A 22,567-nucleotide genomic window follows, 5' to 3' on the forward strand; every position below is an offset into this window, starting at 1 on the left:
GCCGGGCCGAGGGCGAGCTCTCGTCATTTCGCCTTCACGTCGCGCTCGAGGCGGCGCTCGAGGTCGGCGAGTTCCTTGGCGACATCGTCCTTGCCGGAGATGATATCGTGTACGGCCCGGTAGAAGGTGCGGGAAACGCGGTTATAGTTCTTGCCGGTCGCAGCCGACGGACGTGCGACCGATTCCTCGAAGGCGGTCTTCGCCATGCTCAGGAAGGGGATCTTAGCCAGCACATCGGCGTCCTCGTAGAGCGCCTCGACGGTCGGATTGTAGCCGCCTTCGATCGCACGCATCTTCTGGTCTTCCGCGCCGACCATATAGCGCAGCAGCTCCGCGGCAAGCTCCGGCTTCTTGGAATATTTGGAGACGCCGAGATAGGCCGTGCCGAGCGCGCCGCTCGACTTCTGCCCGTCCGCACCGACGGGAAGCGCGCTCACTCCGACCTTGCCGACGAGCTTGCCGCCCTCGGCCTGCGACGTTCCCCAAACATAGGGCCAGTTGCGGTGGAAGACGGCATTGCCGCTCTCGAAGAGGGCACGTGAGTTTTCCTCGTCATAGTTCAAGACCCCCTCGGGCGAGATCGTACCGATCCAGCCGCGGGCACGGGTGAGCGCCGCCTCCGTCTGCGGATTGTTGATCGTCACCTCGCCGTCGTCGGAAAGAATGGTGCCGCCGCCGGCGGAAGCGATCCACTCCAGAGCATCGCATGTCAGGCCCTCATAGCTCCTGCCCTGCCAGGAATAGCCCCAGATGTCCGGGCTCCCGGCCTTGCGCTCCGCGTCCTGGATCTCCTTGGCTGTCGCCGTCAGCTCATCCCAGGTTTTCGGCGGCTGCTTGCCGTATTTCTCCAGAAGGTCCTTGCGGTAGAACATGAGGCCCGTATCGATATAGAAGGGCATCGACAGGAGCTTGCCGTCGAGGCGCGCCGCATCCGCGGCAGAGGCGAAATGCGCCTTCACCTCGTTCTCGGGTACGAGAGAGGTCAGATCGAGGAGATGATCCTTGAACATGCCGAGCCAGATGACGTCGATATAGAGGACGTCCATGTCGGACGACTGGGCCGCGAACAATTGCTGATAGATCGGAATGGCGTCGTCGAGATTCTGCGGCATCCGGTTGAGCTTCACCTCGTGCCCGGTGTCTTTCGTCCATTTCTGGACGGCCTTCTCGCAAAGTTCGTAATCGGTCGCCGAACAGAACATCGACACGGTGTCCGCCTTTGCCGGAAAGGCCGATGCGACGGCAAAAACGGTCATGCCTGCGAGTGTTTTCAACATATGCTTCATGTTCGTTCCCTCATTTGTTCGCTTGTGAACGCAAGCTATATCGCGGCCTCCCGCCGCCGATATTTCGTCAGATCCTCTTTGAAAGGCAGGTTGCGGCCGCCATATCCCGTCACGGCCAGCGAGCCGCAGATCACGCCGAGCTCGATCGCGCCGCCGATGTCGGGCTCGGTGAGGAGCCCATGAACGAAGCCGGCGTTGAAACTGTCGCCTGCGCCCGTCGTATCGAAGACCTCGACGGCAAGCGCCGGCACGCGGGTCGTCCGGCCCTTGGAGGAAGCGATCGCTCCGTCCGCTCCGCACTTGATCACGACGGTCGGGCAGAAGCGGGCGATCGACGACAGCGCACGCTGCACGTCCTCCTCGCCCGTCAGCGCCTTCGCTTCCGATGCGTTCGGCAGAAAGACGTCGATCAGTCCCAGCATGTCCTCCATTCCGGGCGTCGAGAGCCGATAGTCGACATGCTGGCAGTCCGAACAGACGGTGATCCCGAGTTCGCGCGCGGCCTCGATCAGCCGCCGTCTTTCATTGTCGAGCGAAAACCCCTGCAGAAGCAGTATGCGCGGCCTGATCCGCGCCAGATCCTCCGGCGTCGGCAAGGGGTCCGGCTCTTCGGCATAGCTGATGAAGCCGCGGTCATGCGCGAAGGAAAAGGCTGCACTCACGCGGCGCAGCGGCCTGTCGATATGGATGAAGAGGCGATCGTCGATATTCTCGCGGCGCGCTTCCTCGAGGATCATGCGGCTGAAGATATCGTTGCCGAACTGGCACCACCACCCGGCACTCGTTCCAAGCCGCGCGAATGCCAGCGCCGTTGAATAGGCGGCACCCGGCACCCACTCGAATTCCTCCGCCCAGAGATCGGCGCTGATCTTCGGCACCTCCGGGAGGCCACGGAAGATCAGGTCGAAGTAGTATTCTCCGACCACCATGACGTCATTGCGCGAACCGGGGCCGGCGCCGATCACGACCATTCCCCTGCGAACTCGGCGTGTGCCGCCAGATACTCATCGACGAGAGGCACGGCGCGTGAATAGGAAAGCACAAGGGGGTGAGCCATGAGCGCCTGGACCGCAAGATCGCGGCTGCGTTCCCTGATCGCCCGCACGGCCAGCCGTTCGTAGCGCTTCACATTGTGGACGAGCTGCGACTGCGCTTCCGGCATCGCACCGATCTTCAGCGGCCGGATACCTTCCCCGTCGACCACGCAGCTCACCTCGACGACATCGTCGTCCCGCAAGCCTTCGATGGCGCCTTCGTTGCGCACGTTGAGGCCGGTATAGCAGGGTTTGCCAGTCTCAAGCGCATCGACCAGATTGAGCGCGACGCCGGCATAGCCCTCGCCCTCCTCTCCCGTCTCCGCGGCGGCAAGGCCTTCGACCAGCCGGTCGGCCTCTTCCATGCTGGGGGCGTCCGTCAGCGCATAATGCATATAGGTAGCGTTGCGACGCCGCTCGTAAGCGTAATAGGCGGCGAGCGCCGCATCCGCGCCGGTATTCAAATCCATCGCGCTGAGCCGCGTGATCAGCGCTGCGTTCAGGTCCTTGACCTCCTCGCCGCGCGTGCGTGCATCGGCCTTGAGCGCCTCGACCGCCTTCTCCGCATAATAGTAGTAGTAGAGATATTCGTTGATCCAGTTGCGCTGGCTTCTGATGAGGCTCGCATCGAACATGCGCTGCGAGGTGGAGCGAAGAAAGCCGTCGTCATCGAGCAGCGACTGAAGGACTTCCTTGCCGTCGATCGTCGCGCGCCTGGTAAAGGACAGATGGTTGAGCCCATAGACCTCGCAGCGCACGTCGTTCTGCTGCACCTTGTGCCAGTGCGCCAGCGCCTCCTGCGCACCGTTCGCCCCGTCACAGATGCCGACGGTGCGATGATAGCCCTCGTTCTGCAGCGCCTGAGTCACGAGTCCCGCCGGATTGGTGAAGTTGAACAGCCACGCATCGGGACTGACCTTCTTCAGGATCTCGGCATATTTCAGGATGACCGGAATGCTGCGAAGGGCCATGGCGAACCCGCCGGGACCGGTGGTTTCCTGGCCAAGCACCCCGTGGGCCAGCGCGATGCGCTCGTCCTTGATACGCCCATCCTCGTTGCCGGGGCGAACCGTCGTGACCACATAGCGCGCGCCGTCGAGCGCGCGTTCTGCGTCGGCCGCCATGGTGATCCGGACCGGTGACTGCATGCGCCGCGCCAGTTCCTGGCTTATACGCCCGAAAAGCTCGAGCTTGCGCTCGTTGATGTCCTGCAGGCAGATCTCGGTCAGGCCGCTTCTCTCCGCGCGCCTCAGCGCCGAACCGACAAAAAGGGGTGCCCGGACTCCGCCGCCGCCGATCAAGGTCAGTTTCATTCTTTACTCCGCCGTTCCGATCGTGGTATCGCTACTGGATATAACCAGTTATGTCAATTCGGGCGGAAGCCGTTTTCCCGGTTTCCACTGCCGATCGCCGGACTAGTCAGCGGCGCCTGCCGGCGATCCGAAAAGGCGCTTGGTACTTGTCTTCGGTCCGGACAGGTGCAATGCAAAAGAACATCCGGAAACCGGCGGCTGAAACAAGAGAGCATGGCACGACAAGCGAACCTACCGGACGAAAGCCCCATCGATCGCAACCATCCGGATGCGCTTTACGCGCAGCTGCGAAATCTTCTGAAAGGCATGATCGAGCGGCGCGAGCTGTCGGTGAACGATAAGCTCCCTTCCGAGCGGGAGCTGGTGGCCGCCTACGGCGTCAGCCGCATCACCGTGCGCCAGGCGATCAAGGAACTCGAAAATCTCGGCTACCTGCAGACGCGGCCCGGAAAGGGCATCTACGTCACAGCGCCCGCGCCGTTTTACGAACTGGAAGTCGTTCGCAGCTTCACCCAGACGGCCCATGCAAACAATCGCAAGCCCGGCATGCGGCTCCTCAGGGCGGAGATCGTCGGGGCCGATCCGGAGGTCGCAAGACCGCTTTCGCTGCCGACCGGCGCCGAAGTGGTCTTTCTGGAGAGGCTGCGCCTTCTCGACGATTTACCGGTGGTCGTGCAGCGGGACTGGTTCTCCGCCTCGCTCGCGCCCGGCATTCTCGACATCGACTGGACGGTCGAGAACAGGTCGCTTTACGGCGAATTCGAGAACCGCTACGGCATCGTCCCGACGCGCGGACAATCGACCTTGAGCGCGCGGCTTGCATCCGACCTGGAGGCGTCCCTGCTCCAACTCGAGCGGCCGGCGGCCGTCCTGACGCTCGATCAGATCGCCTATGACAATCACAACCGTACCGTCAATATCAGCGCGGCAGCCTATCATCCGACGCGCTATCCGCTTTCGCTGAGGCAGTCGCACCGGCGCTTCTAGCCAGAGCACTTCCGGGAAACGTCCAATACCGCCCGCGCCGATCTCAATCTTCCCGGAAGGCATGCCGCATCTGGTCGGTAAGGGGCTTGGTCAGATAGGAGATCACCGTCCGGTCGGCGATCTTGATGAACACCTCGGCCGGCATGCCCGGATAGAGCGAAAGGCCCTTCAGCTTGGCGAGGCTCTCCGCTTTCGGCCGGATGCGCAGCGGGTAGTAGCTGGCGCCGGTGCGCTCGTCCGTGACGAGATCAGGAGCGACGGTCACGACTTCGGCTTCGACCTCCGGCGTGGTGCGCTGGTTGAAGGCGCTGAAGCGGATTTCGACCGGCTGGCCGACACGGATCTGGTCGATGTCGTGGGTCGCTACCTTCGCCTCGACCGTCAGGTCCTCGGCCTCGGGCACGACAAGCATCAGCGTTTCGCCCGGATTGACGACACCATTGACGGTATGGATCGCCAGTTGGTAAATGCGCCCGGGAAGCGGCGCGGTGATATCGAGGCGGCGCAGCTGGTCGGTCGCGGCGGTGCGGCGCTCCTCATATTCGGCGATCTTCGCCTCGACGTCCGTCAGTTCCTTCGATATCTCGCTGCGCCGGTCCTCGTCCAGCTGCAGGATCTGCAGGTCGATCTCGCTCGACTTGCCGCGGGCCTGGGCCCGGGCGGCGATATGCCTGCCGCGTCCACCCTCCAGTTCCGCCCGCTGGCGCTTCAGCGTCGTTACCCGCTGCATAGGCACGAGCCCCTGGCCGAAAAGCGAATCGACTCCGGTCAGCTCCTCCGCAATCAGCTTCAGCGCCTCCTCGATCGCGTTCAACTGCACAGTGAGCCCCTCGACCTCATCGGCGAGCTGCGCCTTTCTCGATTCGAGCTGTCCCTTCATGCCGGAAAGCGCCGACCGGCGGCTGTCAAAGAGCCGCTGTTCGCCCTCTATGAGCTTCGCCGCCGCCGTGCCGGGGATGAACTCGGCAAGATCCTCCTCGATTTCGAAGGATGCGGCGCCGATCCGCTCCGCCTGCAGCCGGGCGCGTCGGGCGTAGAACTGCGCCAGTGTGCTCTCGATGATCGCCAGATTGGCACGCACGGTGGTACCGTCCAGGCGGATCAGCACCTGGCCCGCTTCGACCCGATCGCCTTCCTTGACCAGGAGTTCGCCGACGATGCCACCGGTCAGATGCTGGACTTTCTTGACGTTGTCGTCGACGATCACGACGCCGCCGGCAACGATGGCGCTCGAAAGCTCCGTCGTCGCGGCCCAGCCGCCGACACCGGCAACGAGGGCAAGCGCAAGGACCGAGACGCCGATCAAATGGCGGGAGAGCGACCGGCGTGCAGTCGGCCTCTGCTGCTGGATCCAGCCCTTCATTGCTTCGCCTCCTGCCCTTCCGTAACGACTTTCAGGGCATTCTGTCGCTCCACCTGTTGCGGGCGAAGCACCTGGCCGAGAACCTGCTCCTTCGGCCCGAAGGCCTGCATGCGACCCTCGTTCATCATCAGTACGAGATCGACGCTTGCAAGCGCGCTCGGCCGATGGGCGACGACGATGACGATGCCGCCGCGGCTGCGCACGCTCATGATCGCTTCGCTGAGCGCCTGCTCGCCCTCCGCATCGAGATTGGAATTCGGCTCGTCGAGAACGACGAGGAAGGGATCGCCGTAAAGGGCCCTCGCCAGAGCCACCCGTTGACGCTGGCCGGCCGAAAGCGTCATGCCGCCATCGCCGATCTCGGTGTCATAGCCGTTCGGCAGGCGCAGGATCAGATCGTTGACACGCGCCGCCTTCGCGGCGGCGACGATCGCCTCCGATGTCGCGTCTTCCGCAAAGCGGCAGATGTTCTGCGCGATCGTCCCGGCGAACAGTTCCACGTCCTGCGGCAGGTATCCGACATGTTTGCCGAGCGCGTCGCTGTCCCACTGGTCGAGCGCCGCGCCGTCGAGCCGAACGGAACCGCGATAGGCGGGCCAGATTCCGAGGATGGCGCGCGCCAAAGACGATTTTCCCGAGGCGCTCGGGCCGATCACGCCGACGGCGCCGCCGGCACGGACGGTGAAGTTCACATCCGAGACGATGAGGCGCTGTGCCGCAGGCGGACCGCTTGCCAGCCCCTCCACCGTGAGGCGTTCGCGCGGGTCCGGAAGCTGGAGCGGCGCGTCGGCCTCCGGCAGGGCTTTGAGCAATTCCTTGAGACGCTGCCAGCTCTGACGTGCCGCGACAAGACCGCGCCAGTTGCCGATCGCAAGTTCCACGGGCGCAAGAGCCCGGGCCGTCAGGATCGAACCGGCGATAATGATGCCGGGCGAAGCTTCGCCCCGGATCACCAGAACGGCGCCGGCCGCCAGAACGCCGGATTGCAGCGCCATGCGGAAGACCTTCGACAACGCGCCGTAGCCGTTGCCGATGTCGGACGTACGCCGGTTCTCGTCACGGAATTCCGTGTTGCGGCGCTCCCACAGCCCGGTGAGCCGCGCGGACATGCCCATGGCATGCACCACTTCGGCATTGCGCTGGGAGGCCTGAGCGAAGGCGTTGCGCAGCCCTCCGGCTTCGGACGCTTTCTTGGCAGGCGCCTGCGTGCCGCGGTTGGTGAGATAGGTGAGCAACGTCAGGATCAACCCGCCGATGATCGCGATCAACCCGATGACCGGGTGAAAAAGAAAACAAATCGCGATGTAGAAAGGCAGCCAGGGCAGGTCGAAGAGCGCGGCCGGACCGACGCCCGACAGGAACGACCGGACCTGATCGAAGTCGCGCAGCGCCTGGAGGCCGTCTCCCTGCATTCTGAGCTTCAACGGCGCCTTCACGATGGCCCGGTAAATGCGTCCGTTCAGGCTCTCGTCGAGGGCGCCGGCGATGCGCACCAGCATCCGCCCGCGGATGAGCTCGAAGGCTCCCTGAAAGGCATAAAGCAACAGCGCGAGGAGAGAGAGGGCAATCAACGACGGAATGCTGCGGCTCGGCAGGATCCGGTCGTAGACTTCGAGCATGAAGAACGAACCGGTGAGATAGAGAAGATTGACGAGCGCGCTGGCGATGCCGACGCCGATAAAGGCCGCCCGGCAATCGCGAAGTGCCGCGGCTGGATCGGCATTCCTGCCCTTGGATGTAGCCATGAACTCAGGCACCGGCTGATATCTCGCTATCGGGTTTCAGGTGCATGCGGCTCCTTTTCTCTTCATCCGCCGCCGAACACCGGAGACCGGCCATCCGCATCGACGCTTTTTTGTCCCGTTGTCTGGATCGTGCCGGCTCATACTTCCAAAGCTCGCAAGGAAGAGTTGTTCCCGAAAATATAATGATGTACGCCAAACTTGCTTAATTGACTACCGGTCACTGCGAATGCCGCGCTTGCCGCCGGCATTCGCGCCATCACTCCATCGAAGCTGCGGCCTCGGCCAGAGGGGCGGACACGGTCGGAGGGATAGGCTCGGCCGTCGCTGCCAGAGAGCTTCCCTCGATGCTGCCGCCCCTTCCCCATGTCGCGGCAAGGCTCATCAGTTCCTCCATTTCCCGCCGGAGGCGATGCCATGCGAGAATCTCGTCCGCGTGCGTCTCATTGGTGCGCGGATCATAGAAGCGGCCTATCTCGTCGCCGGCGCTCCTGCGGGCGGCCTCGAGCCGCCCCTTCAAGGCGCCCGCCTCCTCCTTCAGCGAAAAATACCGGCGCATTACCGCAATCAGGGCAAGATCGTTCGGACTGGCGTTCACAAGCATTCCTCCGCGCAATTTCTTCAGCCCGACGGCGCAGGGACTCGCCGCCGGCAGGGCCGGCCCCAATTGCCCAAGACTTTGGCACTTTTCCGGCAAGGCGGGAGAAAATGCGGCGCACGAAAAAGAACGACCCGGCGGAATATCCGCCGGGTCGTTCCTCGTCCTGATGAGACCTTTCGGCCGGATGGATCCAATGACCCGCGCTTGGCTCAGGCCTCGAGGCGTCTGCGCCCGCGCGTGTCGCCCTCGACCTGCTCCATTTCCCGCCTGTTGTGCCGGATCGACGACCAGAGCGAAAGACCTATGAGGCCCGCCCCGCCGAGGCCGGTAATGACTTCGGGAATGTGGATCAGCGTCTGGAAGTACATGACCACGGAAAGGATCAGGATAGCGTAGAAGGCGCCGTGCTCCAGGTAACGGTATTCACTGAGCGTGCCCTTCTCGACCAGCATGATCGTCATGGAGCGGACATACATCGCCCCGATGCCGAGTCCTATGGCGATGATGAAAAGGTTCTGGGTCAAAGCGAAAGCGCCGATCACTCCGTCGAAGGAAAAGCTGGCGTCGAGCACTTCCAGATAAAGGAAAGCCCCGAAGCCCCCCTTCGCCGCGGCGCTCATCGTCTGCTGCGAGGCGTCGAGCAGACCGCCGACCACCTCGACGGCCAGGAAGGTGAGGAGGCCGTAAACGCAGGCATGAACGAAGACCACGGCTTCTTCCGCTTCGAGCAGCCTCGAAAAGCCGAGTATGAGCGCCAGCACGAAGGCAATTTCGACGCCTTTGATGGTCGCAAAGCGTGCCATCCGGCTCTCCAGCCATGCAATCCAGTGAACGTCCTTCTCATGATCGAAGAAATAGGTGAGACCGACCATCATCAGGAATGTACCGCCGAATGCGGCGATCGGCAGATGCGCCTCGTGCATGATCCGGGAATATTCCTCGGGCCGGGCCGCTGCGAGAATGACGGCATCGATCGGACCGATACCCGCGGCGATGACCACGATCAGCAGCGGAAAGACGATGCGCATTCCGAAAACGGCGATGAGGATGCCCCAGGTCAGGAAGCGTTGCTGCCAGACGGGGGTCATGTCCTTGAGCTTGTTGGCATTGACGATGGCGTTGTCGAAGGACAACGAGATTTCCAGGACGGCAAGCACGGTGCAGATAAAGAACACCGTCATCATTCCGCCGATGGTGCCGGTCGACTGCCAGCCGAGCCATCCGCCGAGCAGAAGCCCGGCAGCCGTAACGATGAACGCCCATTTGAAATAACCGAGGGCGGTTGTCTGTGTGCTGGATCCGGTCATGGGCGAACCTCCCCTCCACGCGCTGTCGAAGCGTGGACGAAAGGGAGATTTCCAGAGACAAAAAAACGCACAGCCGTATGGGCACATGCGTGAGGCATGAGATCAGTTTTCATGGTAGCTATATCCGCCGGCGTGACTTGCTGGCGGTACCGACATCACGAGAGCGCCGTAAACTCTCGCCAGAGGGGCCCGGCACCAATGTTCATCCCGCATTCCGATGTCCAAGAGCGGGACGTCTCTTACTTAGCAATGCCGCGCCTTGCGTCAAGGGGCAGGCGCGTGCTCGCAGCGGAACCAAAAGCCCGTTTCCCAAGTTTCATTTCCAACCGGCAACAACCCCGCGAGGCTAGCGTCATGCATTGTTTCTGGTGGGATAAGAGTGTCGAATTGGAACTCGGAACCGAGGGCAAATATCGCGACGTGAAAAGCACGCGCGAGGCCGTAGAATGCCTGTTGCAGCGATGGCCGCGTCGGGATGGACCGGCGCTGGCCGCAGCCAAGCGCGTATGCCTCCAGGCTCTGGATGGCAAGGTAAAGACCGAAAGGGCCCGCAGGGCCTTTATAAAGGCAGCGGAAGAGGCACATATTTCGATCCGCAGCCATTAGACCAGGACAATTTAGATTCCAACGCGTCGAAAGACGCGGTCGATCGAGTTTCGGAGTGGGACGCGGGAGGCGCCGTGCTGGCGGCCTTCGGATTGGGCGAGGAAGAACGATGTACGAGATTCCATGGAGCAAGCCCGTCAATATCAACATGCTCGATGGCAGGTGCCGCACGGTTGTCGGCCCGCTCGACGCGATGCACTGCCTCCAAAGCGAATGGCCGGTGCGGGACGGCGCCTATTACGGCTGCGCCATCCGTGCATGCAATGCGGCGCTCAAGCGCAGAAAGAGGCCGGAAGATGCGCGGGCTGCCTTCATCGCCGCTTTGCGGGAGGCCTTTCTGACGGTCGTGCCGCTGCAGGAGGAAGGTCATGGACCCCGGCCCTTGGAATGAATGCGTCCCCGTGCGGATGCCCGATGATCCGCAGATTCACATGGTGTCGAACACCCGACAGGCGGTCGAATTGCTGACGAAGCGGTGGCCGGTCAGCCACGGCCAGGCTTACCAGGCGGCAATCGACATCTGCATGGCGGTGCTCGAACGCGAATCCCCCGCTTATGTCGCGCGGGCGGCCTTCGTCGCTGCCGCCAAAGAGGCGCAGGTCAATATCGTAAGCTGACCGATACATGCGCGGGAGGACACCGCATGCGGCTTCCCGCGCGCACCCACGATTCAAGGTGCCTACGAAGCGTTGCGCGCCTGACGGAGCTTGGCGTCGGGTGGGAACTCTTCGCCTGCTCGCGTGTTGATCAGCGGATCAACAAACGTGGGATATCCGATGCCAAAGGCCAATGGTTTCAGCAGGTTTGCAAGTGCGGTGGCGGAGTATGCCGGGCGCCCCGCCGTCTTTGTCCTCGCCCTTGTATTGATAGCCGTATGGGCCCTCACAGGCCCGATCTTCGGTTTTTCCCAGACGTGGCAACTCGTCGTCAATACCGGCACGACGATTGTCACCTTCCTGATGGTCTTCGTCCTTCAGAACACGCAGAACCGGGACGGCCGAGCGCTTCAGACGAAGCTCGACGAGCTCATTCTGACGAGCTCGGCTGAGAACAGTTACGTAGGCATTGAGAGGCTCGACGAGAAAGAGCTGAAACGCCTGGGCGAGATACTCCAGCAGCACGCCCACGACGAAGACGATCATACGCTTCGGGAAAAGGTCGCGAACGTTCTCAGCCGGCGGCCGCCGACCCGGAGCTAGGCGTCGGAACCAAAACACACCGCATCCGTTTGCCTGACGAATGGCGGGCGACCGCAGAACCCAATGCGGCATGGAAGCGCCGCAGCGAACGAGGAGGTGCCGTATGCATCTTGTAGGTACACAAGTGATCCCCGAACAGGGCGGGAAAGCCGGCTTCACGGTCGAATTCGTCGGCGACGGCGGTGAGATCGTTTCGGTCTCGATGCGCAACGACGCGGCCGCAAACCTCAACCGGCTCAACGCCATCGAGAAGGCGCAAGCCGTCATGCGTGAGCTCGCGTCCGCCGATTGCAGCGCGATCGAGGAGTCCCAGGAGACCTCGAAAATCCACCGCAGCGCACGTGGCGCGAAAGACACGGATGAAATGGAAAGGCAGCTCGACGAGGGCCTCGAGGACACATTCCCCGCCAGCGATCCGGTATCCGTTACGGTTTCCACGATCCCGACCGACCGCGCGAAGAACGGCCAGCCATGAACCAGTCCTCGCCCGTCGCCTTGATCACCGGTGCCGGGTCCGGCATCGGCCGAGCCACCGCGTTTGCGCTTGCCGCAGACGGCGTGAAGGTCGGAGCGCTGGGACGCACCCGCATGGAGGTGGAGGAAGTCGCCGATGAGATCGTCGGTTCCGGCGGCCAGGCGATCGCGCTGGAGGCGGATATCTCCGACGAGCTGCAGATGCGCAACGCAGTCAGAGATCTTGTGCTCAAGTTCGGTCATCTGGACATCGTCGTCGCCAATGCGGGCATCAACGGCGTCTGGGCACCGATCGATGACCTGAAGCCTTTCGAATGGGACGAGACGATCGCCGTCAACCTGCGCGGCACGTTCCTCACCCTGCATTTGACGGTTCCCTACCTGAAACAGCGCGGGGGCGGCGCCATCGTGGTCGTTTCGTCGATCAATGGCACCCGGACCTTCACGACACCGGGTGCCACGGCCTACACCGCCACGAAGGCGGCACAGGTCGCGATCGTTCAGCAATTGGCGCTGGAGCTCGGCAAGCACCGCATCCGGGTCAACGCCGTTTGCCCCGGCGAGATCGAGACGAACATCAACGACAACACCAAGCTGCGCCACGAAGCGGAAACGGCAATTCCCGTCGAATGGCCGGAGGGGCAGGTGCCTATCACCGACGGGCAACCGGGGCGCAGCGAAGACGTGGCGGAGCTTATCCGTTTCCTCGTCTCCGAGCGTGCGCGCCACGTGACCGGAAGCCCCGTCTGGATCGACGGCGGCCAGGGCCTGCTGCGATAGTCCCTCCCCTCGTCACAGATCATGATCGACAAGAATGCGTTCCGCGCTCGCTCGCCGGCCGTCTTTCCTGGTCTCGCCTGAGATGCGTTCCCCTCGCGACACTTCGACACGCAAAGCCGCACAGGAAAGGGCCCCGCCCGGGGCGGCGGGGCCCACTATTTTGTTCGTTATTATTGAGGAGCGCGTGGATCCGTAGGGGCTTTGCGGAGAGGGAACTTGATTCCACGCGGTCCGACTATCAAACCGTGCAGCGATGCGTTTGTTCCCTTCGCACCGGATAATGTTGTCGCTTCCGGGTTTTCCCGGACGATACCGCCAGAGGGCAAGCGATGGCGGGCGAATGAATCGTTAACCATCTAGCCGATAGACGTGGCTGGTGATGAACGTAGGGTGATTCGATGGCAGCTGAGTTTGGTGAACGAGCCATGGTCCGGGGCGGCGAAGTGGTCGCGTTTCCTTTGGCGGCACGCGCAGGCGATGTCGATCGCTGCGCACGCGAACTCGACCGGATACACGGGCCCGCTGCCGTCGACTACTGGAAGAGCGAGTGCCGAAAGCTCGCCGAGCAGCTTTCCGCACTCGGTCTACGCGAGGACGATATCCGAAACGAGGTCCTCGCGTTCCAGGCGGAAGTCCAGATCGCTATCGCCGAACGCTATCAGGAGCCTGCGGCCCGGAACCGCTCCGACAGCCGCCCATGATGCCTCGATCCTTGTAACGCCGGATAAATCACCCGGTCCAGCTATGTACGCTGAACTGTGCTTCCTCGGCGGCCTTTATGAAGGCGGCACGTGCGACATCGGGCTCGTCATCGCCGTCGATCACGCGCTCGCATGCTGCGAAGGCCTCGCGCTTTGCGTCTCCGTCGGCAACCGGCCAGTGATTTTTGAGGCAAAGAAAAGCGTCGCGGGTGCTCTGTACCCGTAGGACGCGGTTCTCACCGGCCTCCAGAATCACCGCCTCGCTCCAGAGGCGATCCTGCGTCAGCATGTCGACATTCCTTCAAGTTGGTTATCGACGGGCGCGGGCCGGTTGATTCCCTCGAGAACGAGACCGCCGAGTTCCGGATTGACCCGGCTGATGTCCGCAAGAGCCACGATGCCGGCCGCGTGTCGCTTCCCATTGACGACGACGAGGCGCCGGATGCGCAGGTCGTGCATCTTCTGGGCGGCAAGCAGGAGGCTGTCGTCCTCCTCGCAGGATTCGGCAGCGACTGTCATGAACTCGAACACGGCCGTCGAACTGGATAGCCCCTGCGCGACGACGGAGGTGACGATATCCCGATCGGTGACGATCCCGAGGATCGTTCCGACACCCGGCGTTTCCACCGGCACCGCGCCAACCCCTGTCTCGGCCATGAGCCGGGCGACGGATTGCGCCGTATCGGTGGGAGAAACGGTGAAAACCTGCCGAGACATTACGTCCCGAACACGGACCATCTTGTCCTCATGGCCGGCCATCGATGAGACTCCTCCCATTGATCGAGGCCGGAATTGCCACTTCATCTGCCGTCGACTTCTTTGGAGTGAGGTCGACACGGTAAGGGCCAATGACCTGAGGTTGCCAGGTATTCCGCCCCGATTTCTTCGGATTTGGATTTTCAGGCGGCCGGGCAAAGTTCGGACGCTTCTGTTTCAGTCGAACGCGCACGATACGCTCCCTTCTCTTGCGTGGACATGCGGGGGGCTGAAAACGCAGCCTTTTGATTAACGCACGAAGGTAGAAGGGGTTCCGGTCTAATTGCCCCGGCAGGCGTGTCAAGGCGGCTGAGGGTCCAGATCCGTCCGGTCCCTCGCATCCTGCAGCATGGAAGCGATTTCCGTCGTCATCGCGTTCTGCCTGGCAAAGGCTTCCGAGGGTACGACGCCGGGATCTTCCTCATGATCCTGAACGATCGGGACCTCTTCCAGGGCGCGGTTGACTTCCGCCCAGACGTCCTTGTGGCGGTAAAGCGCGGATAGGACGGCAACAAGGATTTCTCTGTGCGCCGCCAGGCGAAACTCGATGCTTTGATTTTCCATGTATTGCCCTCAAGGGCTTGCGTGGCGGCGCATGCCGCCACGCTCGTAATTCAGGGACAGGAGCCGCACCAAGCAGACTTGCGCATGCATGCTGCGCACATCCAGCGCCGCGTCTCCGTCAGACGCGCAATGCTACTCCAAGACTTCCACGACCGTGTGCGTCTTCGGATTTACCACGACGCGCTTTTCGTTGACGATCGCATAGGCAAAATCGGGCTGGTCCGGGATCGTGTGGATCTCCACCGTTTCCGGAATCGGTTGCCCGACGACAATCTCGCCTTCATAGGTGATAGAAGGCGTCTTCTGCTCCATCACATAGGTTCTTACTTCGCCGGGCAGGACGACTGTCGTCTGCGCGACGGCCGATGAACCGATCAAAAGCAGTGCAGCAGTCATAGATGCAAATCTCTTCATGGCGTTCTCCTTCCACTCAACTGGATGTCCCTAGACCACTCAAACTGGTGATGTCGCTTTTGGTTCCCGTGTCGAGCGGCGGAGATCTCTCCCGGTGTAGGCCGCGCGATCAGATGCCGCATTGAGCCCGTCCGGGAAATATCCCCCGGCTCTCAGGAACCAAAGGGCCGGAAAGGCATTTCCCAACGTCACCTAGAGAAATCTTCATAGGCAGAAGGGCAATATTCGACATGCCTGCTATCGGCGGTCACGCATCGCAACAATCACCGCTGCTTGAGGAGCAAGTCGTCGATCTGATTCCCGCTCTGCGGGCGTTCGCTCGAACGTTCACGTCAGCGTCGTTCGAGGCCGACGACCTCGTTCAGGAGACATTGTTCCGGGCGTTGAGAAGCATCGAGCAGTTCGAGCCCGGTACGAGCCTCAAGTCCTGGCTGTTTACGATCATGCGAAATGCATTTCGTACGCAGTACAAGATCCGCACGCGGGAAAGCCCGGGGAGCACCAATTGCGCCGAATTGCCGATTCCAACCGCGCCGTCGCAGGAGTGGTCCGTGCTCAACGGCGAGCTGCGTAGCGCGCTTGGGGCTCTTTCACCCGAGCACCGCGAAGTCCTCGTGCTCGTTGCCGGGTTCGGAATGAGCTATAAGGAAGCCGCTGACATATGCGACTGCGCGATCGGTACGATCAAGAGCCGGCTCAGCCGGGCACGTGACGAACTGACGGCGCAAATGCACGGCAATCCGCTGAACTGACTGAGCGGACGAGCGGCTCCACGAGAGCAAACCGGCTTTCGGTCAGCGCTTGCGCTCGTCAAGGGCTTTTTGCAACTCCCGCGCCAGTTCGAGAAGTCGCTCCGGGACTGCTTCCTTGCGCATCTTCTGGACGAGCGACGCAATCCGCTCATCAACGGCTTTTTCCGCGTCCGCATCCGCGGAAACCCTGCTATCGTCCATTCGCCCGTCCTTAACCACGACCCGGATCCTGCTACAGAATATTGTTCCCGCTTGGCGCTGTACATCATCAAAACGGCGGGCGTGAAAGGGCTACAGCCATGGTGAGCTGAAACATTCTTCCGACCGTGAGGGCAAACCGGGACTTTTATACCTCGGCCCGAATACCGTTTACCGGCGCGTTCCGCAAGCGCAATGCGCTTCAGCATGCGCGGTTACTTGTCCGAGACGTGTTCCTTCTTTCCCTTGCGCTTGGTCGAGGCCATTTCCTCGAGTTCCTTCTCGGTCATGGACTCTTCCATGCCCCTGGAGGCGCCCTTGAGTTCGCTCTTCTTCTTTTCGCCTCGTTTGGCGGCAAGGGCCGCGCCGGCAGCCTTCTGCTGCGCCTTCGACTTTGCAGGCATGGCTCCTTTCTCCTTTCGGTGCATGGCACTCACCGCAATGCACGGAGTTCGCTCCCGCACCGCGTCGCTGCCGGAACCGGCGAGACTCGATTATGTTCCCCCGCTCGAGCCAGCTTTACGGTTCTGATCGGCAAGCCGAAACAATGACGGAAGCTCGGGGGGCGCATGGCGGGACGGAAACGAAGGGGCTTTCCGAGCCTCTCGCCTTCGCTCTATTCGTTGTCGATCTCGAGCTTCTTGCTGAAGACCAGCGCGAGGACCGTGCAAAGAGCGCCGGAGAGAAGATAGTAGCCCGCGAAGGCGAGCCCGAAGCGGCTGGTCAGCCCCAGCGCCACCAGCGGCGCAAAGCCTGCGCCGATCAGCCAGGACAGGTCCGAGGTGAGCGCCGCCCCCGTATAGCGGTACGCTTTGCCGAAGCGCGACGCGACGGCTCCGGCGGCCTGGCCGAAGGAGAGGCCGAGGATCGTGAAACCGACGATCACGAAGACGTCGCGACCGGTGGCGCCAGCCTGGAGCAGAATCGGGGCGACGAAGCTGAAAATCGCGATCAGGACCGCGCAAATTCCGAGGTGATTGCGCCGGCCGATGCGATCGGCAATCAGCCCGGAAGCGACGATGGCCAGGATGCCGCAGACCGCGCCGAGGAACTGCACCATCAGGAACGAACTTGCGCCGTGATCCGTGTAGATTTCCACCCAGCTGAGCGGAAACACGGTCACCAGATGGAAGAGGGCGAAGCTTGCCAGCGGGACGAAGGCGCCGATGAGGACGTTGCCTCCATTTACCCTGAGCACTTCCGTGACCCGGGCCGCCTGAAGCTCGTGCATGTCGAGCAGCGTTCCGAATTCCTTCGTCATGACGAGCCGCAGGCGCGTGAACAGCGCGACGACGTTGATCGCAAAGGCTACGAAGAACGGGTAGCGCCAACCCCAGGCGAGAAAGTCCGCCTCGGAAATCGAAACGAGAAAATAGGCGAAGAGGGCGCTGGCGAGCATGAAACCAAGGGGCGCGCCGAGCTGCGGAATCATCGCGTACCAGCCGCGATGGTGCTGCGGCGCGTTCAGAGCGAGAAGCGAGGCGAGCCCGTCCCAGGCGCCGCCAAGCGCAAATCCCTGACCGAGACGAAAGACGGCAAGCAGCGCGATGGACCAGGCGCCGAGCGTCTCATAGCCCGGCAAGAAGGCGATCGAGGCCGTCGAACCGCCGAGGAGGAAAAGCGCGATCGTCAGCTTGACGCCTCGGCCGTAAGTGCGGTCGATGGCCATGAAGACCAGCGAACCGACCGGCCTTGCAACGAAGGCAAGTGAAAAAATCGCGAAGGAGTAGAGCGTCGCCGTCAACCGATCCGGAGCGAAAGGAAAGAAGAGCTGGGGAAAGACGACCACGGAGGCAATGCCATAGACGAAGAAGTCGAAGAATTCCGCTGCCCGGCCGATAACGACGCCGATGGCGATATTGCCAGCAGATACGGAGGTGTCGTCGTGAATGCGCCGCGCGTCGCGCTCCATCGAAGAGGACGACGGTCCCAGGGACTGTTGCATTGCACTGCTCATCAAACGCCTCCCGCGCTCGCACGGGGGCTAGGAACATGCGGTGTTCCGACGCACCCGCTCGTACTCTCAAGGTGAGAGCGCAAGGCCCCCTTGGTGGGATCTTGACCAATCAACCGCTCATATCAAGGGGAGAAACGCGAAATAATGCGTTTCACGTCCTCGCTACCTGCAAGCGGCGGAAGATGCTGCGTCGCAAAACGACTGCGGCGGATTGCTGCAGTGCGACCATCGACCTCATACCTTTCCCGCCCACTCTACTTTAGTCGCAAAGCCGTCGAAACAAATAGAGCTTCGAGCCGTGCCAGAACTGTTGAAGTTTTCCCGCCGCCTCGCCGTTTTGCCGCTGTTCTTCGTGATGGCGGGATGCGACATGGTGGTGATGTCGCCGTCCGGCGATATCGCTGCGCAGCAACGCGATCTGATCGTCATATCGACGATCCTCATGCTGCTGATCATCGTCCCGGTCGTTTTCCTGACGCTTTTCTTCGCCTGGCGGTATCGGCGGGCCAACACGAACGCCACCTACGATCCGGAGTGGCACCACTCGACGGCGCTCGAGGTGGTGATCTGGTCGGCACCGCTTGCGATCATCATCGCGCTCGGGGCGGTCACCTGGATCAGCACGCACAAGCTCGACCCCTATCGGCCGCTCGACCGGCTGGATGCGGAAAGGGCGATACCCGCGGACGCCAGACCGCTGAACGTCGAGGTCGTGGCGCTCGACTGGAAATGGTTGTTCTTCTATCCCGACCTCGGGGTCGCGACCGTCAACGAGCTCGCAGCGCCCGTCGACGTTCCGATCCGCTTCAAGATCACCGCCTCCTCGGTGATGAACTCCTTCTATATTCCGGCCCTTGCCGGCCAGATCTATGCGATGCCGGGCATGGAAACGAAGCTCCACGCGGTGATCAACAAGCCGGGCGAATATGAAGGCTTCTCGGCCAATTACAGTGGCGACGGCTTCTCCCACATGCGTTTCAAGTTCCACGGGCTCGACCGGCAGGGCTTCGACGACTGGGTGGCGCGGGTGAAGGCGCAGGGGACCGCGCTCAACCGCGACGCCTATCTGAAGCTCGAAAAGCCGAGCGAAAGGGAGCCGGTCCGCTATTACGCCGCGGTCGAGGACGGCTTGTATCGGGCAATCCTCAACCTATGCGTCGCACCCGGCAAGATGTGCATGGAGGAGATGATGCACATCGACATGATGGGGGGCGCCGGCAAGGAGAGCGCCGAGAACCGGGAAAAGCTGGAATACGACAACAGGCATTCCCTTGCGGAAGGAGCGCCGGCCGCAACGCACCCGGCGACGGGCACACCCGCGCGCAGCCAGCACGAGCCGCAGGGCACCGGCGCAGAGGAGCCGATGCAGCACGATATGCCCATGGGGGGACACGAGGGACACTCGATGCCGGGCATGAACCATGAGAGCGATCCGGCACCGCCGCAGCTCAACCATTGAACATGGCGCGTTGCGCCAACGATTGAACAGGTTTCCCATGTTCTCCGATCCAGATTTTCTGAAGCTCATCTTCGGCCGGCTTACCCTCGACGCGATCCCTTATCACGAGCCGATCCTCGTCGTGACCTTTCTCGCCGTCGCGCTCGGCGGCATCGCGCTGATTGGGCTCATCACCTATTACCGCTTCTGGGGGACGCTCTGGCGCGACTGGCTGACGAGCGTCGACCACAAGAAGATCGGCATCATGTACATCATCCTCGCGCTGGTGATGCTGCTGCGCGGATTTTCCGACGCTATCATGATGCGGCTGCAGCAGGCGATGGCCTTCGGCGGCTCGGAAGGCTACCTGCCGCCGCATCATTATGACCAGGTCTTCACCGCACACGGCGTCATCATGATCTTCTTCATGGCGATGCCCTTCGTGACGGGGCTGATGAACTTCGTCGTGCCGCTGCAGATCGGCGCGCGCGACGTCTCCTTCCCCTTCCTCAACAATTTCAGCTTCTGGATGACGACGGCCGGCGCGATCATCATCATGCTCTCGCTCTTCGTCGGCGAGTTCGCGCGGACCGGATGGCTTGCCTATCCGCCGCTGTCGGGCGCGGACTACAGCCCCGGCGTCGGGGTCGACTATTACATCTGGGGCCTGCAGATCGCCGGCATCGGAACGACGCTGTCGGGGATAAACCTCATCGCCACCATCGTGAAGATGCGCGCCCCCGGGATGACGATGATGAAGATGCCGGTCTTCACCTGGACCTCGCTCTGCACCAACGTGCTGATCGTCGCCACCTTCCCGGTGCTGACCGCGACGCTGGCGCTGCTTACGCTCGATCGGTATGCCGGCACGAACTTCTTCACCAACGACCTCGGCGGCAATCCGATGATGTATGTCAACCTCATCTGGATCTGGGGCCATCCGGAGGTCTACATCCTCATCCTGCCGGCCTTCGGCATTTTCTCGGAAGTCGTCGCGACTTTCTGCGGCAAGCGGCTCTTCGGCTATGCCTCGATGGTCTATGCGACGGTCGTCATCACCATCCTCTCCTACATCGTCTGGCTGCACCACTTCTTCACCATGGGCTCGGGTGCGAGCGTCAACGCGTTCTTCGGAATCACGACGATGATCATCTCGATCCCGACCGGAGCGAAGATGTTCAACTGGCTCTTCACCATGTATCGCGGCCGCATCCGCTACGAGGTGCCGATGCTCTGGACCATCGGTTTCATGGTGACCTTCGTGCTCGGCGGCATGACCGGCGTTCTGCTTGCGGTTCCGCCTGCCGATTTCGTGCTGCACAATTCGCTGTTCCTCATCGCCCACTTCCACAATGTCATCATAGGCGGCGTCGTCTTCGGGCTGATGGCAGGCGTCGTCTACTGGTTCCCGAAGGCTTTCGGATTCAGGCTCGATCCGTTCTGGGGCAAGATGTCCTTCTGGTTCTGGCTGACCGGCTTCTACTTCGCCTTCATGCCGCTCTACGTGCTCGGGCTCATGGGGGTCACGCGCCGCGTCAGCCAGTTCGAGGATCCCTCTCTGCAGATCTGGTTCGTCATCGCGGCCTTCGGCGCCTTCCTGATCGCGCTCGGCATCCTGTCGATGCTGATCCAGCTCGTCGTCAGTTTCGTGCGGCGCGAAGAACTGCGCGACACGACCGGCGACCCCTGGGACGGGCGCACGCTCGAATGGTCGACCGCCTCGCCACCACCGGGTTACAACTTCGCCTTCACTCCGCTCGTCCACGATCAGGACTCCTGGTGGGACATGAAAAAGCGCGGCCACAGCCGGCCGCTTGCAGGCTTCAAGCCGATCCACATGCCGAAGAACACCGGCACAGGCGTCATCCTCGGGGCGATCAGCGTCGTCTTCGCCTTCGCCATGGTCTGGTACATGTGGTGGCTCGTGATCCTCTCCTTCGTCGCCATGGTGGTGATCGCCGTCGGTCACACCTTCAACTATGACCGCGACTTCCACATTCCCGCAAACGTCGTCGCCGACACAGAGGGCAAGCGCACAGAAGTGCTTGCCGCCGAGGTGCAAGCATGACCGAGTTCCGTACCGAAAGCGCGCTTGATGCGGACGAGGCGCCGACCTTCTACCTGACGGAGGAACACCACCCCGAAGGAAGCACGATGCTCGGCTTCTGGCTCTATCTGATGAGCGACTGCCTGATCTTCGCGGTTCTCTTCGCCACCCATGCGGTTCTCGGCCGAAACTATGCCGCAGGCCCCTCGCCCGCCGATCTCTTCGACCTGCCGCTCGTCGCGGTGAACACGTCGATGCTGCTTTTTTCCTCGATCACCTACGGCTTCGCCATGCTGGCGATGGAACGTTACGAGAAAAAAGCGACGCTCGCCTGGATGGCAGTCACCGCGCTCTTCGGCATCGCCTTCGTCGGGCTCGAGCTCTACGAATTCGCGCATCTGATCCATGAGGGCGCCGGACCGCAGCGCAGCGCCTTCCTGTCCTCCTTCTTCACGCTCGTCGGCACGCACGGCCTGCACGTGACAGCCGGCATCGTCTGGATGTTCGTGCTCATGGCGCAAGTCGCAAAACGCGGGCTGATCTCGGAAAACAAGCGCCGCCTCATGTGCCTTTCGATGTTCTGGCACTTCCTCGACGTCGTCTGGATCGGCGTCTTTTCCTTCGTCTATCTGATGGGAGTTCTCGGATGAGTACGCACGCACCTTCGCACGAGGACGCTTTCGAGGCCCATCATGGCCACAGCCATGGTCACGACGCGGGACACGGAACGCTGAAGAGTTACGTGACCGGTTTCGTCCTCTCCGTCGTCCTGACCGCGATCCCCTTCTGGCTGGTAATGGCCGACGTTCTCGACAGCGCCGTCCTCACCGCCGCGATCATCATGGCTCTCGGCGCCGTCCAGATCGTCGTCCACATGATCTTCTTCCTGCACATGAACACCCGCTCTGAAGGCGGCTGGACGATGATGGCGCTGATCTTCACGATCCTTCTCGTCGCCATCGCGCTTTCCGGCTCGCTCTGGGTCATGCATCACCTGAACACGAACATGATGCCGATGAGCCCGGAAATGATGAAGAACATGCCGTGA

At 62.1% G+C, this 22,567-nt stretch carries 27 protein-coding genes; 13 read left to right on the forward strand and 14 right to left on the reverse strand.

Annotated features, from left to right (window positions below):
• Positions 1 to 23: 23 nt before the first annotated feature.
• Genes AC5J09_RS09295 through AC5J09_RS09305 form a run of 3 tightly spaced genes read right to left on the reverse strand, consistent with a single transcriptional unit; the run spans position 24 to position 3,633 of the window.
• Positions 24 to 1,286 carry an ABC transporter substrate-binding protein gene (locus AC5J09_RS09295; RefSeq protein ID WP_440852944.1) on the reverse strand — a complete coding sequence of 421 codons (1,263 nt, stop codon included), beginning with the start codon at positions 1,284 to 1,286 and terminating at the stop codon, positions 24 to 26.
• A 35-nt stretch (positions 1,287 to 1,321) separates the two neighbouring features.
• Entirely contained in the window at positions 1,322 to 2,257 is a 936-nt protein-coding gene (locus AC5J09_RS09300) for a carbohydrate kinase family protein (RefSeq protein WP_440852945.1), read from the reverse strand.
• Entirely contained in the window at positions 2,248 to 3,633 is a 1,386-nt protein-coding gene (locus AC5J09_RS09305) for a 6-phospho-beta-glucosidase (RefSeq protein WP_324763503.1), read from the reverse strand. The genes AC5J09_RS09300 and AC5J09_RS09305 overlap by 10 nt, the downstream gene beginning before the upstream one ends.
• Positions 3,634 to 3,846: 213 nt before the next feature.
• Between AC5J09_RS09305 and AC5J09_RS09310 the strand changes: the two genes are divergently transcribed.
• A complete protein-coding gene (locus tag AC5J09_RS09310; RefSeq protein ID WP_275599327.1) occupies positions 3,847 to 4,620 on the forward strand; it encodes a GntR family transcriptional regulator in 774 nt (257 codons plus the stop codon).
• Between the two features lie 43 nt (positions 4,621 to 4,663).
• Here AC5J09_RS09310 and AC5J09_RS09315 read toward each other — a convergent pair whose 3' ends face one another.
• The 4 genes from AC5J09_RS09315 to AC5J09_RS09330 form a co-directional block, all read right to left on the reverse strand.
• Positions 4,664 to 5,983, reverse strand: a complete 1,320-nt coding sequence (locus AC5J09_RS09315; protein WP_100671507.1) for an HlyD family type I secretion periplasmic adaptor subunit — start codon at positions 5,981 to 5,983, stop codon at positions 4,664 to 4,666.
• Positions 5,980 to 7,728 carry a type I secretion system permease/ATPase gene (locus AC5J09_RS09320; protein WP_275599329.1) on the reverse strand — a complete coding sequence of 583 codons (1,749 nt, stop codon included), beginning with the start codon at positions 7,726 to 7,728 and terminating at the stop codon, positions 5,980 to 5,982. The genes AC5J09_RS09315 and AC5J09_RS09320 overlap by 4 nt, the downstream gene beginning before the upstream one ends.
• A gap of 256 nt (positions 7,729 to 7,984) precedes the next feature.
• The gene (locus AC5J09_RS09325; RefSeq protein WP_275599330.1) at positions 7,985 to 8,329 is read right to left on the reverse strand and encodes a hypothetical protein; all 345 of its coding nucleotides are present in this window, start codon (positions 8,327 to 8,329) and stop codon (positions 7,985 to 7,987) included.
• A gap of 206 nt (positions 8,330 to 8,535) precedes the next feature.
• A complete protein-coding gene (locus tag AC5J09_RS09330; protein WP_275599331.1) occupies positions 8,536 to 9,633 on the reverse strand; it encodes a DUF475 domain-containing protein in 1,098 nt (365 codons plus the stop codon).
• 354 nt (positions 9,634 to 9,987) lie between these two features.
• Here AC5J09_RS09330 and AC5J09_RS09335 point away from each other — a divergent pair, with 354 nt between their 5' ends.
• The 7 genes from AC5J09_RS09335 (at position 9,988) to AC5J09_RS09365 (ending at position 13,393) form a co-directional block, all read left to right on the forward strand.
• Positions 9,988 to 10,239 (forward strand): DUF982 domain-containing protein, encoded by a 252-nt coding sequence (locus tag AC5J09_RS09335; RefSeq protein ID WP_013850417.1) that lies wholly within the window; start codon positions 9,988 to 9,990, stop codon positions 10,237 to 10,239.
• Positions 10,240 to 10,348: 109 nt separating this feature from the next.
• Complete coding sequence (locus AC5J09_RS09340; protein WP_003526277.1) at positions 10,349 to 10,630, forward strand: DUF982 domain-containing protein; 282 nt, start codon at positions 10,349 to 10,351, stop codon at positions 10,628 to 10,630.
• Positions 10,608 to 10,856 carry a DUF982 domain-containing protein gene (locus AC5J09_RS09345; protein WP_013850416.1) on the forward strand — a complete coding sequence of 83 codons (249 nt, stop codon included), beginning with the start codon at positions 10,608 to 10,610 and terminating at the stop codon, positions 10,854 to 10,856. The genes AC5J09_RS09340 and AC5J09_RS09345 overlap by 23 nt, the downstream gene beginning before the upstream one ends.
• Before the next feature lie 159 nt (positions 10,857 to 11,015).
• Positions 11,016 to 11,438, forward strand: a complete 423-nt coding sequence (locus AC5J09_RS09350; RefSeq protein ID WP_275599332.1) for a low affinity iron permease family protein — start codon at positions 11,016 to 11,018, stop codon at positions 11,436 to 11,438.
• A 103-nt stretch (positions 11,439 to 11,541) separates the two neighbouring features.
• Complete coding sequence (locus AC5J09_RS09355; protein WP_198516676.1) at positions 11,542 to 11,913, forward strand: hypothetical protein; 372 nt, start codon at positions 11,542 to 11,544, stop codon at positions 11,911 to 11,913.
• Positions 11,910 to 12,692: an SDR family oxidoreductase gene (locus AC5J09_RS09360; RefSeq protein ID WP_100671497.1), complete on the forward strand. Its 783-nt coding sequence runs from the start codon at positions 11,910 to 11,912 to the stop codon at positions 12,690 to 12,692. Before AC5J09_RS09355 ends, AC5J09_RS09360 begins: the two co-directional genes overlap by 4 nt.
• Positions 12,693 to 13,090: 398 nt before the next feature.
• A complete protein-coding gene (locus AC5J09_RS09365; RefSeq protein WP_100671495.1) occupies positions 13,091 to 13,393 on the forward strand; it encodes a DUF6074 family protein in 303 nt (100 codons plus the stop codon).
• 28 nt (positions 13,394 to 13,421) lie between these two features.
• Here the strand turns inward: AC5J09_RS09365 and AC5J09_RS09370 are convergent, their stop codons facing one another.
• The 4 genes from AC5J09_RS09370 to AC5J09_RS09385 form a co-directional block, all read right to left on the reverse strand.
• Positions 13,422 to 13,682 carry a DUF982 domain-containing protein gene (locus AC5J09_RS09370; RefSeq protein ID WP_018099031.1) on the reverse strand — a complete coding sequence of 87 codons (261 nt, stop codon included), beginning with the start codon at positions 13,680 to 13,682 and terminating at the stop codon, positions 13,422 to 13,424.
• The gene (locus AC5J09_RS09375; RefSeq protein WP_018099032.1) at positions 13,676 to 14,152 is read right to left on the reverse strand and encodes a CBS domain-containing protein; all 477 of its coding nucleotides are present in this window, start codon (positions 14,150 to 14,152) and stop codon (positions 13,676 to 13,678) included. Before AC5J09_RS09375 ends, AC5J09_RS09370 begins: the two co-directional genes overlap by 7 nt.
• Positions 14,153 to 14,449: 297 nt before the next feature.
• A complete protein-coding gene (locus tag AC5J09_RS09380) occupies positions 14,450 to 14,713 on the reverse strand; it encodes a hypothetical protein (protein ID WP_338281716.1) in 264 nt (87 codons plus the stop codon).
• Positions 14,714 to 14,845: 132 nt separating this feature from the next.
• Positions 14,846 to 15,127: a DUF1236 domain-containing protein gene (locus AC5J09_RS09385; RefSeq protein ID WP_100671487.1), complete on the reverse strand. Its 282-nt coding sequence runs from the start codon at positions 15,125 to 15,127 to the stop codon at positions 14,846 to 14,848.
• 230 nt (positions 15,128 to 15,357) lie between these two features.
• Here AC5J09_RS09385 and AC5J09_RS09390 point away from each other — a divergent pair, with 230 nt between their 5' ends.
• Positions 15,358 to 15,879, forward strand: coding sequence for a sigma-70 family RNA polymerase sigma factor (locus tag AC5J09_RS09390; protein WP_018099035.1), 522 nt, complete (start codon positions 15,358 to 15,360; stop codon positions 15,877 to 15,879).
• Between the two features lie 42 nt (positions 15,880 to 15,921).
• Here AC5J09_RS09390 and AC5J09_RS09395 read toward each other — a convergent pair whose 3' ends face one another.
• The 3 genes from AC5J09_RS09395 to AC5J09_RS09405 all read right to left on the reverse strand — a co-directional run bounded on the left by AC5J09_RS09395 (position 15,922) and on the right by AC5J09_RS09405 (position 18,034).
• The gene (locus tag AC5J09_RS09395; protein ID WP_018099036.1) at positions 15,922 to 16,080 is read right to left on the reverse strand and encodes a hypothetical protein; all 159 of its coding nucleotides are present in this window, start codon (positions 16,078 to 16,080) and stop codon (positions 15,922 to 15,924) included.
• A gap of 212 nt (positions 16,081 to 16,292) precedes the next feature.
• Positions 16,293 to 16,481: a DUF3008 family protein gene (locus tag AC5J09_RS09400; RefSeq protein ID WP_003526298.1), complete on the reverse strand. Its 189-nt coding sequence runs from the start codon at positions 16,479 to 16,481 to the stop codon at positions 16,293 to 16,295.
• 212 nt (positions 16,482 to 16,693) lie between these two features.
• On the reverse strand, positions 16,694 to 18,034 hold the full coding sequence (locus AC5J09_RS09405; RefSeq protein ID WP_494297508.1) for an MFS transporter: 1,341 nt from the start codon (positions 18,032 to 18,034) through the stop codon (positions 16,694 to 16,696).
• A gap of 298 nt (positions 18,035 to 18,332) precedes the next feature.
• On the opposite strand from AC5J09_RS09405, the gene cyoA reads away from it, so the two are divergent.
• The 4 genes from cyoA to cyoD are packed head-to-tail and all read left to right on the forward strand — an operon-like array spanning position 18,333 to position 22,567.
• Positions 18,333 to 19,493 (forward strand): ubiquinol oxidase subunit II, encoded by a 1,161-nt coding sequence (gene cyoA, locus AC5J09_RS09410; protein WP_494297509.1) that lies wholly within the window; start codon positions 18,333 to 18,335, stop codon positions 19,491 to 19,493.
• A 37-nt stretch (positions 19,494 to 19,530) separates the two neighbouring features.
• A complete protein-coding gene (gene cyoB / locus AC5J09_RS09415) occupies positions 19,531 to 21,540 on the forward strand; it encodes a cytochrome o ubiquinol oxidase subunit I (protein WP_494297510.1) in 2,010 nt (669 codons plus the stop codon).
• On the forward strand, positions 21,537 to 22,169 hold the full coding sequence (cyoC, locus tag AC5J09_RS09420; protein WP_494297511.1) for a cytochrome o ubiquinol oxidase subunit III: 633 nt from the start codon (positions 21,537 to 21,539) through the stop codon (positions 22,167 to 22,169). Before cyoB ends, cyoC begins: the two co-directional genes overlap by 4 nt.
• Positions 22,166 to 22,567 carry a cytochrome o ubiquinol oxidase subunit IV gene (cyoD, locus tag AC5J09_RS09425; RefSeq protein WP_100671475.1) on the forward strand — a complete coding sequence of 134 codons (402 nt, stop codon included), beginning with the start codon at positions 22,166 to 22,168 and terminating at the stop codon, positions 22,565 to 22,567. The genes cyoC and cyoD overlap by 4 nt, the downstream gene beginning before the upstream one ends.

It is taken from the genome of Sinorhizobium sp. (genome assembly GCF_059070375.1).

What these genes read in the sequence shown, in the direction of transcription:
- AC5J09_RS09295 (WP_440852944.1), bottom strand. Translation starts at nt 1,286, where the DNA reads ATGAAGCATATGTTGAAAACACTCGCAGGCATGACCGTTTTTGCCGTC.
- AC5J09_RS09300 (WP_440852945.1), bottom strand. Translation starts at nt 2,257, where the DNA reads ATGGTCGTGATCGGCGCCGGCCCCGGTTCGCGCAATGACGTCATGGTG.
- AC5J09_RS09305 (WP_324763503.1), bottom strand. Translation starts at nt 3,633, where the DNA reads ATGAAACTGACCTTGATCGGCGGCGGCGGAGTCCGGGCACCCCTTTTT.
- AC5J09_RS09310 (WP_275599327.1), top strand. Translation starts at nt 3,847, where the DNA reads ATGGCACGACAAGCGAACCTACCGGACGAAAGCCCCATCGATCGCAAC.
- AC5J09_RS09315 (WP_100671507.1), bottom strand. Translation starts at nt 5,983, where the DNA reads ATGAAGGGCTGGATCCAGCAGCAGAGGCCGACTGCACGCCGGTCGCTC.
- AC5J09_RS09320 (WP_275599329.1), bottom strand. Translation starts at nt 7,728, where the DNA reads ATGGCTACATCCAAGGGCAGGAATGCCGATCCAGCCGCGGCACTTCGC.
- AC5J09_RS09325 (WP_275599330.1), bottom strand. Translation starts at nt 8,329, where the DNA reads ATGCTTGTGAACGCCAGTCCGAACGATCTTGCCCTGATTGCGGTAATG.
- AC5J09_RS09330 (WP_275599331.1), bottom strand. Translation starts at nt 9,633, where the DNA reads ATGACCGGATCCAGCACACAGACAACCGCCCTCGGTTATTTCAAATGG.
- AC5J09_RS09335 (WP_013850417.1), top strand. Translation starts at nt 9,988, where the DNA reads ATGCATTGTTTCTGGTGGGATAAGAGTGTCGAATTGGAACTCGGAACC.
- AC5J09_RS09340 (WP_003526277.1), top strand. Translation starts at nt 10,349, where the DNA reads ATGTACGAGATTCCATGGAGCAAGCCCGTCAATATCAACATGCTCGAT.
- AC5J09_RS09345 (WP_013850416.1), top strand. Translation starts at nt 10,608, where the DNA reads ATGGACCCCGGCCCTTGGAATGAATGCGTCCCCGTGCGGATGCCCGAT.
- AC5J09_RS09350 (WP_275599332.1), top strand. Translation starts at nt 11,016, where the DNA reads ATGCCAAAGGCCAATGGTTTCAGCAGGTTTGCAAGTGCGGTGGCGGAG.
- AC5J09_RS09355 (WP_198516676.1), top strand. Translation starts at nt 11,542, where the DNA reads ATGCATCTTGTAGGTACACAAGTGATCCCCGAACAGGGCGGGAAAGCC.
- AC5J09_RS09360 (WP_100671497.1), top strand. Translation starts at nt 11,910, where the DNA reads ATGAACCAGTCCTCGCCCGTCGCCTTGATCACCGGTGCCGGGTCCGGC.
- AC5J09_RS09365 (WP_100671495.1), top strand. Translation starts at nt 13,091, where the DNA reads ATGGCAGCTGAGTTTGGTGAACGAGCCATGGTCCGGGGCGGCGAAGTG.
- AC5J09_RS09370 (WP_018099031.1), bottom strand. Translation starts at nt 13,682, where the DNA reads ATGCTGACGCAGGATCGCCTCTGGAGCGAGGCGGTGATTCTGGAGGCC.
- AC5J09_RS09375 (WP_018099032.1), bottom strand. Translation starts at nt 14,152, where the DNA reads ATGGCCGGCCATGAGGACAAGATGGTCCGTGTTCGGGACGTAATGTCT.
- AC5J09_RS09380 (WP_338281716.1), bottom strand. Translation starts at nt 14,713, where the DNA reads ATGGAAAATCAAAGCATCGAGTTTCGCCTGGCGGCGCACAGAGAAATC.
- AC5J09_RS09385 (WP_100671487.1), bottom strand. Translation starts at nt 15,127, where the DNA reads ATGAAGAGATTTGCATCTATGACTGCTGCACTGCTTTTGATCGGTTCA.
- AC5J09_RS09390 (WP_018099035.1), top strand. Translation starts at nt 15,358, where the DNA reads ATGCCTGCTATCGGCGGTCACGCATCGCAACAATCACCGCTGCTTGAG.
- AC5J09_RS09395 (WP_018099036.1), bottom strand. Translation starts at nt 16,080, where the DNA reads ATGGACGATAGCAGGGTTTCCGCGGATGCGGACGCGGAAAAAGCCGTT.
- AC5J09_RS09400 (WP_003526298.1), bottom strand. Translation starts at nt 16,481, where the DNA reads ATGCCTGCAAAGTCGAAGGCGCAGCAGAAGGCTGCCGGCGCGGCCCTT.
- AC5J09_RS09405 (WP_494297508.1), bottom strand. Translation starts at nt 18,034, where the DNA reads ATGAGCAGTGCAATGCAACAGTCCCTGGGACCGTCGTCCTCTTCGATG.
- cyoB (WP_494297510.1), top strand. Translation starts at nt 19,531, where the DNA reads ATGTTCTCCGATCCAGATTTTCTGAAGCTCATCTTCGGCCGGCTTACC.
- cyoC (WP_494297511.1), top strand. Translation starts at nt 21,537, where the DNA reads ATGACCGAGTTCCGTACCGAAAGCGCGCTTGATGCGGACGAGGCGCCG.
- cyoD (WP_100671475.1), top strand. Translation starts at nt 22,166, where the DNA reads ATGAGTACGCACGCACCTTCGCACGAGGACGCTTTCGAGGCCCATCAT.